The organism is Actinomycetota bacterium (assembly GCA_035640355.1).
GTDB lineage: Bacteria > Actinomycetota > UBA4738 > UBA4738 > HRBIN12 > CALGFI01.
The window spans coordinates 184766-192725 of record DASQWI010000009.1 but is presented as its reverse complement, the minus strand read 5'-3'; the positions used below and the strand labels follow the sequence as shown (position 1 = coordinate 192725).

Below are 7960 nucleotides of genomic sequence, written 5' to 3'. Positions count from 1 at the left end.
GATCGCGGCGCGCCCGACCGACTGGAAGAAGGCGCGCGGGACGCTCGATCACGACGATGCGTCGCTGAAGCGGCCGCCGCGGGGGTTCGACCCGGAACACCCGATGATCGAGGACATCAAGCGCAAGACGTTCACCTCCTCGGTGCGCCTGTCGGACGCTCAGGTGAAGCGAGCGGACCTGACGAAGACGTTCGTCAGGAGCTGTGAACGCATCGAACCGCTGATGAAGTTCCTCGCGGCGTCGGTGGGAGCGAAGTGGTAACGGCTTGGCCCTCGACCCCGAGGGCGACAGAGCCCCCAGGACGATCGCGATCAGTGCCGACAGGCGGGGTCGTGAAATCTTCGCCTGTCCGGCATCAAGCAGCACTGACCGGATGAGGCAGTCCGTTCCGTCGCTCAGACGTTCGTGGGCGGCCCCTGGCTGGGCCGTATCCCGTTGGGTCAGGAGTAGAACTCGATGATCAAGCGCTCTTCGACCGGAACGGGAAGCGGGATCTCGCCGCGCTCGGGGTAACGCGACAGCGTTCCCTGGAATTGATCCTTGTTCCGGTACAGGTACGGCGGAGGGTCGGGCGTGAGCTCGAGCGCCTCGTGCACGTACACGAAGTTCTTGGCCTTGTCGGAGAGCTCGATGGTGTCCTCGGGCCGGACCTGCGCGCTCGGGACGTCGATGCGCCGTCCGTTCACCTTCACGTGCCCATGGCTCACGAGCTGGCGTGCCTGGCGCTGCGAGAGCACGAACCCGAGCCGCTGGACAACCGCGTCCAGGCGCGTCTCGAGCTGGCGGATCAGCTCCTCGCCGGTGACGCCGGTCTTTCGGCTGGCGCGGTCGTAGTAGACGCGCATCTGGCGCTCGCCCACGCCGTAGATGGCGCGGAGCTTCTGCTTCTCGAGAAGGCGGACCTGGTACTCGGAGATGCGCTTGCGGCCGCGGCCGTGCTGGCCAGGCGGGTAGGGACGCTTGATCGCCGGGCAATTGGGACGCCCACACAGGGGCTGCCCAACCCGGCGGCAGATGCGATGACGAGGTCCGAACTTGTTCATTGCGAGGTTCAAGCGTACCAACCGCTTGATTACGGCGACATGCTGCGACGGAGGGCCATAGCATCGCCCGCCGATGAGCCTCGCAGATCGAGTGGTGGGGAGCTGCCTGGGGCTGGCGCTGGGCGATGCGCTCGGCGCGCCCTTCGAGTTCATGCGGGCGCATCTGATTCCCGACCCGGTGCCGGCGTTCGAGCTCGATTGGGCCGGCGGACCGGCGGGCTCGACCACCGACGCCACCTCGATGGCGCGGAATCTGATGCGGAGCCTCGCCGAGCGCGGCGAGCTCGATCCGGAAGACCTGGTGCGGCGCCAAGTCGAGTGGTTCCGGAGCGACCCGCCCGACGTCTCGACGCTGACGAGGCTGGTGCTGCGTCGCGCGGCACGCGGCGAGAACGCCTCGACGGCCGCGCGCGAGATATGGGAGCGGCGCGGTCCGGAGGTCTCTGCGGGGAACGGCTCGGTCATGTACTGCGCACCTCTCGGCGTGGCGCACGCGAACCGCCCGGATGAGCTCTTCGAGCTCGCGCCGGCGCTCTCGGCGCTGACGCACTTCGACGGTCGATGCAAGACGGCAGCCCTAGCCGTGACGTTCTGTGTCGCGGCGCTCGTTCGTGGTGAGGACTCGGAAGTCGCCTCGACGTCCGCACTGCGGAGCGTCGCCGAGCACGAGGGTGGCGAGGAGCTCGAGTTCCTCGTCGACGCCGTCGGCGATTCGCGACCGGTCGACGGACCGGATCAGGGCTTCTGTCTGTTCACCGTGGGCGTCGCGTTCCAAGCGTTGCTTCGTGAGAGTGATGTCGAGACCGAGCTTCGGCGGGTCGTGTCGCTGGGCGGCGACACGGACACCAACGCCGCGGTGGCCGGCGCGCTCCTCGGCGCGCGATACGGCTTCAACGGTCTTCCGTCCCAGTGGCTCGACCGGCTCATCGAACGCGACGCGATCAGAAGGGACGCCGAGGCGCTCGTGGTTCTCGCGGAACGCCGCTCGGGTCAGCCGAGCGGCGGCAGCGACTGATCGAAGCGGAAGAAGTTCTCCTCGTCGTACCGAGCCTTGACGGCGATCAGAGGCCCGAGGTTGCCGCCGTAATACGCGTCGGCCCAGTTCTCGAGGTCCGGATCGGCAAAGTTCTGGAACACGCGCCCCGAACTCCATGGATGGACGGATCTCCACGAACGAACGATCTGCCGTTGCGCGGCCTCCTTCCGGGCGGTCGACGCCGAGGGATCGACCACCACGGCGTGCTTCAGCTGGAACAGCTCGTCGCGGTGGATGAACGCGGTCGCTCCCGCGGGGACGGCGTTGTACGCGCCTCCCCACGGCATGAAGTCGAGCTCGCGGACCTGCCCCGCGGCTCGTTCCGCTGTGAACGTCTCGAGGAGCGCGGTGATCGCATCCGCGGGGAGGGGACGAGCGAAGAACTCGGACTTCGCGAACAGGTACGGCTGTTCCGGTTGCCCGCCGTGCGGATCTACTGGAGCCTCATCGCTACCTAGGTTGGCCCAGAAATGGCGCGTCTCGGCAAAGTCCATCTCGGTCGAAACCGCCGAGCTCGGGTCGGACCCGACGAGGGCGATGAGGCCGTCCATCAGAGATGCGGCGTCGGCCTCACCCTCCGAGAGCGCGCCGTACACGTCGACGAGCGGTGGACGATCCAGGACGCCGGCGTCCGTGATCTTGAGGCTGGCAGCGAGCTCGTTCGGGGCGATCGGCGCCCACCGCTGCCACGCGTCGATCACATCGGCGGCGTTCGCATACGCCCACGTGAGGTGGAAGTTCGTCACGGTCGGCGCCGGTACCGTTCGGAGCTCGAGCGACGTCACCACGCCGAAGTTCCCGCCGCCCGCGCCGCGCAGAGCCCAGAACAGGTCCTGGTGATGGTGTTCGTCTGCTTCGACGACCCGCCCATCCGCGGGGACGATCTCGGCTCGAATCAACCGATCCGAGAGCACCCCGTACCTACGCCCGAGGATGCCGAGGCCGCCGCCCAACGTGAACCCGGCGATCCCGACCGGCGGACACGTTCCGGCGGGGATGGCGAGATCGTGTTCGGCGAGTGCGTCGTACACGTCGCCGAGACGCGCTCCCGCGCCGACGGTGACCACTTCACCATCGACCGAGACCACGCGCATCGGCGAGACGTCGATCACCACGCCGCGCGTTGTCGAATGGCCGGCGAAGCTGTGCCCCCCGCTCCTGGTGGCATGCTGGAGACCGTGCCGTCGGATGAACGAGATCGCCTCGGAAACGTCGTGCGGGGTGGCGCACCGCACGATGGCCTGTGGTCGAACTTCGTGGAACCGTCTGTTGAACACGGTGTCCGTTGCGTCGAACCCGGGCGAATCGCGGAGCACGATGTCGCCGTCGATCGCGCTCCCGAGCCCATCCCAGTCGGCCGAGCCTGGCGGGCCGTTCACGTCGGCGAACAACGCCCATAGACGCGCCGTTATGCCAGGCCGGCACGACGTCGCTACCGTGACGGGTCGTGGCCGACCTCCTGATCAGGAACGCCCGCGCGTTCACCTCGGACGACTCACGCCCATGGGCGGGCGCCGTGGCCGTTGACGGCGAGCGGATCTCGTGGGTGGGCGACGACGCCGAGGCGGCCGAGCGACTTGGACCGTCGACCCAGGAGATCGACGCCGGCGGTGCCACGGTCCTCCCAGGTTTCGTCGACGCGCACAACCACGTGCGGCTGGGCTCGAACCCGGGCGCCGTGCAGCTCGGAGGCGCTGTGTCGCTCGAGGAGATCCGCGCTCGGCTCTCCTCATTCATCGCCGACCGCCCCGAAGCGACGTGGATCGAGGGGGAGGGATGGAACTACGGAGCCATTCCCGACGCCGCACCGACGGCCGCGATGGTGTCCACGGAGGTGACGGCAGGCCGGCCCGCGTTCCTATGGTCGTACGACGCGCACACGGTCTGGCTCAATCGCGAGGCGATGGAGCGGCTCGGGGTCACGCGTGGCGTAACGGACCTGCCGTGGGGACGGCCCGAGCTCGATCCGTCAACCGGCGAACCGACGGGTTGGGTCCGCGACTTCGCCGTTCGCGGGATCTCCGAAGCCGGCCAGCGAGCGCTGGCTCCGCACCTGCCCGGCCTTGCCCCCGACGCCGCGTACGCTTGCCTGGTCGCGAGCCTGAACATGGCCGTGCGGTTCGGCATCACGACGGTCGTCGAACCGCAGAACGGGCTCGACGATCTGGAACTGTTCGTCCGCGCTCGCGAAGACAGAACACTGCGGTCGCGTCTCGTCGCGGCGATCTACTGCGAACCAGGGACCACGGCCGAGCGGCTCGACGCCATCGAGGAGGCCCGGCGCATCTACGACGACGACAGGTTCCGTGTGTCGCCGATCAAGCTCTACATCGATGACGTCATCGAGCCGCACAGCGCGGCGATGCTCGAGCCGTACGCCAACCGGCCTGATGTCCAAGGCGACACGTTCTGGGAGCCGTCGGAGTTCGGAGCGTTCCTCCTAGAGCTGGAGCGTCGGAACTTCCAGGCGTTCACGCACGCCACCGGCGACCGTGGGATCCGAACCGTGCTCGACGCCGTCCAGCGATGTCGAGAGGCGAACGGTCCGCGGGACGCCCGCCACCAGATCGTCCATGTGGAGTGCGTCCACCCCGATGACCTGGACCGGTTCGCCGAGCTCGGTGTCGTCGCGTGCATGCAGCCTCGGCACTGCGCGCCCGACATCGTGGCCGAGTGGCGGGAGAACGTCGGAGTCGGGCGGTCACGTTACGCCTGGCCCTTCCGTTCGCTCTCCGATCGCGGCGCGACGCTGGCGTTCTCGTCTGACTGGAACGTCGCCGAGATGGACCCGATGTACTGGCTTTATACAGCGGTGACCCGCGCCGCCCCGGACGGAACCGGCGCATGGAGCCTCGATGAGCGCGTGGACCTCGCCACCGCGCTCCGAGCGGCCACGATCGGGAGCGCGTTCGCCAATTTCGCTGAGGGCAGCCGGGGCAGCCTCACACCGGGGAAGTACGCCGATCTCGTGGTGCTGTCACGGGATCTGTTCGCTGCGGCGGATCCCCCCGAGATCCTCGACACCAGCGTCACGCACACGGTGGTCGGTGGTCATGTCGTCCATCGGGCCGGCGACTGAACGCCCCTGGTTCAACCGATCAATCCCTCGCCGAGCGCGTCGCCGACGCTCGCACCTAGGCGTCGTTCGAACCGAAGACGAACCGCGTGGCGTTCTCGGGGAACTTCGTCCACGCCAACACGCGCCGAGCGCGTAACGCCGTTACGCCACTCTTGATGTAGCTCTCGGCCGTCATGTTGTACCCGTAGTCCGCGTATTTGGTGTTGTTCGCATCGGCGAGCCGCTGTGCGACTTCGCGCTCAGGCTTCTCGTCCTCGACCGATCCTTCGGCCATCACCGCGGCGCGAAGTCCATCGCCGACGTGCGCAACGGCGTGGCCGGTCGTTCGGACGTTGCGCATATGTACCGTCTCCGGGGCGCCGCCGAAGTAGAGCGCTCCGTCGAGCCAGACACCGTCGGACGGTACGACGTGCGGCCTCCCGTCGGGCCGCGTCGTTGCGATCCAGTACACCCGCGATTCGGTCAGCAAGCGTTCCGCCTCGAACCACGCCATCGGCTTCGTGGCCTTGCCGTAGTCACGTGGCAACGGCAGCGGGATGGCAATCGGCTCGTCCATCGGTCTCATCCCTCGGTCTCATCCATCTGGGGCGTAGATCTGTTCGAGGTACTCGCGCAGCATTCGTGTCGCGCCGAAACGCGGACCGACCGTCATCAACGAGCGCTTCACGCGGCGAACCCACTCGACGGGTACGCCCGCTTCGTTCCGCGATTGGAACATCGGCAGAAGCTCGTGCTCGATCTTGTCGAGGAGGTCCTCCGCGTCGCGGTCGTCTTGCGTTCCGTCATCGCCGTTCGGGTCCGCGTCGCCGACCGCCCAGCCGTTCTCGCCGTCGTACGCCTCTGCCCACCAGCCGTCGAGCACCGAGAGGTTCAGCGCGCCGTTCAGCGCCGCCTTCATCCCGCTCGTCCCGCTCGCCTCGAGCGGTGGGCGGGGCACGTTCACCCACACATCGCACCCGGCGACGAGGTGCGAGGCGACGTCCATGTCGTAGTCCTCGATGAACGCGATCCGCGGCGCGACGTCGGGGGCCCAGGGCGTCTGGATGAACTCCGCCAGGCGCTCCTTGGCTTCGCTATCGCGAGGGTGCGCCTTCCCGGCGATGACGAACTGGATCGAGTCGGCCTTGCCCAGAAGCGTTTCGATCCGATCGTGATCGCGAAGAAGAAGGTGCAGGCGCTTGTACGTGGCGACCCGACGGGCGAACCCCAGCGTCAACCTGTCCGGGAGGAACGCTCGTTCCGAGTCCTCGACTGCCGATGCGTCCTCGTACCGGCCAAGGCGCGACGCCGCGTCTGCCTCGCGGACGTAGTCGACGAGCGCGGCGCGCAGTCGCGATCGCGTCGCCCACAGCTCCTGGTCGGGGATGCTCTCGATCGACGCCCACGTTGCAGGGTCGTCCTCGCGCGCGTGCCACTCGTCACCCAGGTGCCGGTCGAGCAGCTCGCGCATGGGCCCGGCCATCCACGTCGGGACGTGCACGCCGTTCGTGACATGTGTGATGGGGACGTCCTCGTCGCGCTTCGCTGAGGTAAACAGCGGTCGCCACATGGCTCGCGCCACCTCGCCGTGCCGGCGACTGACCGCGGTCGATGCTCGAGCGAGCCGAAGACCGAGCGACGTCATTCCGATGCCGCCGCCGTCCACGCTCCCGAAGTCGGTCAACCGCTTCGCGTCGATCAGCGGCCCGAGCACCTCGAGCACCGCCGTCGGGTCGTACGTCTCGTTCCCGGCCGCGACCGGTGTGTGCGTCGTGAAGATCGTCCGCTCGCGCGCGTTGCTGATCGCGGCGGTCGACGGCTGACCTCTCGATTCGCGCGCGGCGAGCGCGAGCGGCGCGAACGCACCGTGCCCCTCGTTCACGTGCACGACGGAGGGTTCGATCCCCATCGCGCGGAGCACGCGGATCCCGCCGACGCCGAGCATCGCGTACTGCTGCAGGCGAACCACGGGATTGCCCACGTACAACCGAGCGGTGATCCAGCGCTGCGCGGTTCCGTTGTCCTCGCGGTTTGCGTCGAGAAGGAACAACGGAACGCGCCCGACCTGCACGCGCCATATCTGCACGTGAACGGTTCGTCCACTGACGGGGACGTCGACGACGAGCGGTGTCCCGTCGTCGTTCGCGACGAGCGCGGCCGGCAGACGATCGGGTTCGGTCTCCAGCCAATAGTCGTGCTGCCACCCGGTCTGATCGATCCGCTGGTGGAAGCTGCCTTTCGAGTACAGGAGGCCAACGCCGACCATCGGCATGCGCAGATCGGAGGAGCCCTTGAGGATGTCCCCGGCGAGCACGCCGAGGCCGCCCTGGTAGATGGGGAGCGAACGGTGGATGCCGAACTCGGCGCACACGAACGCGACGGGCCGAACCGGCGTCACCTCGCCGCGCGAGATCGAGGGTGCCGCGAGCTCCTCGTCGCACGCTTCCTGCAACCGTTCCGCGGTCGAGACGACCTCATGGTCGTGTGCGACGCGCTCGAGTACGTCGGCAGGCAGACGGAACAGGAACGAGACGGGATTCCCCCGCGCCCGCTCGAACCGCACCGGGTCGATACGGCGGAACAGCTCCTCTCCCCCGGGAGCCCACGACCACCGGTAGTTGTAGGCGACGCGGGCGAGCGGCCACAGCCGCTCCGGAAGGCGATCGGCGAGGTCGCGGACCGCACGCGCCAGGTCGCGGGCGCCGTCGGCTGTCACGGGCGTCCATCCTATTGAGCGGAGAGAACGCCTGACCGGACGTGCGCGATGCCGCATCACGAGAGGAGCGGCGCGTTCGGCGTCGTCGGATCCTGTTCAGCGCGCT

At 68.2% G+C, this 7960-nt stretch carries 7 protein-coding genes; 3 read left to right on the top strand and 4 right to left on the bottom strand.

The window, feature by feature from the left end; all coding sequences use genetic code 11:
• A partial coding sequence (locus tag VFA08_05370; protein ID HYZ13020.1) for a DUF2461 family protein occupies positions 1-262 on the top strand: 262 nt, incomplete at its 5' end.
• A 179-nt stretch (positions 263-441) separates the two neighbouring features.
• Here VFA08_05370 and rpsD read toward each other — a convergent pair.
• Complete coding sequence (gene rpsD / locus VFA08_05365) at positions 442-1044, bottom strand: 30S ribosomal protein S4 (protein ID HYZ13019.1); 603 nt, start codon at positions 1042-1044, stop codon at positions 442-444.
• Between the two features lie 73 nt (positions 1045-1117).
• On the opposite strand from rpsD, the gene VFA08_05360 reads away from it, so the two are divergent.
• Positions 1118-2059: an ADP-ribosylglycohydrolase family protein gene (locus tag VFA08_05360; GenBank protein ID HYZ13018.1), complete on the top strand. Its 942-nt coding sequence runs from the start codon at positions 1118-1120 to the stop codon at positions 2057-2059.
• On the opposite strand, the gene VFA08_05355 is transcribed toward VFA08_05360, so the two are convergent.
• The gene (locus tag VFA08_05355) at positions 2035-3459 is read right to left on the bottom strand and encodes an FAD-binding oxidoreductase (protein HYZ13017.1); all 1425 of its coding nucleotides are present in this window, start codon (positions 3457-3459) and stop codon (positions 2035-2037) included. The genes VFA08_05360 and VFA08_05355 overlap by 25 nt on opposite strands.
• 68 nt (positions 3460-3527) lie before the next feature.
• Here VFA08_05355 and VFA08_05350 point away from each other — a divergent pair, with 68 nt between their 5' ends.
• The gene (locus tag VFA08_05350) at positions 3528-5159 is read left to right on the top strand and encodes an amidohydrolase (protein ID HYZ13016.1); all 1632 of its coding nucleotides are present in this window, start codon (positions 3528-3530) and stop codon (positions 5157-5159) included.
• Positions 5160-5214: 55 nt separating this feature from the next.
• Here VFA08_05350 and VFA08_05345 read toward each other — a convergent pair whose 3' ends face one another.
• Both VFA08_05345 and glgP read right to left on the bottom strand, forming a co-directional pair.
• Positions 5215-5715, bottom strand: a complete 501-nt coding sequence (locus tag VFA08_05345; protein HYZ13015.1) for a pyridoxamine 5'-phosphate oxidase family protein — start codon at positions 5713-5715, stop codon at positions 5215-5217.
• 18 nt (positions 5716-5733) lie between these two features.
• Complete coding sequence (glgP, locus tag VFA08_05340) at positions 5734-7854, bottom strand: alpha-glucan family phosphorylase (GenBank protein HYZ13014.1); 2121 nt, start codon at positions 7852-7854, stop codon at positions 5734-5736.
• Positions 7855-7960 lie beyond the last annotated feature (106 nt).

What these genes read in the sequence shown, in the direction of transcription:
- VFA08_05360 (HYZ13018.1), top strand. Translation starts at nt 1,118, where the DNA reads ATGAGCCTCGCAGATCGAGTGGTGGGGAGCTGCCTGGGGCTGGCGCTG.
- rpsD (HYZ13019.1), bottom strand. Translation starts at nt 1,044, where the DNA reads ATGAACAAGTTCGGACCTCGTCATCGCATCTGCCGCCGGGTTGGGCAG.
- VFA08_05345 (HYZ13015.1), bottom strand. Translation starts at nt 5,715, where the DNA reads ATGGACGAGCCGATTGCCATCCCGCTGCCGTTGCCACGTGACTACGGC.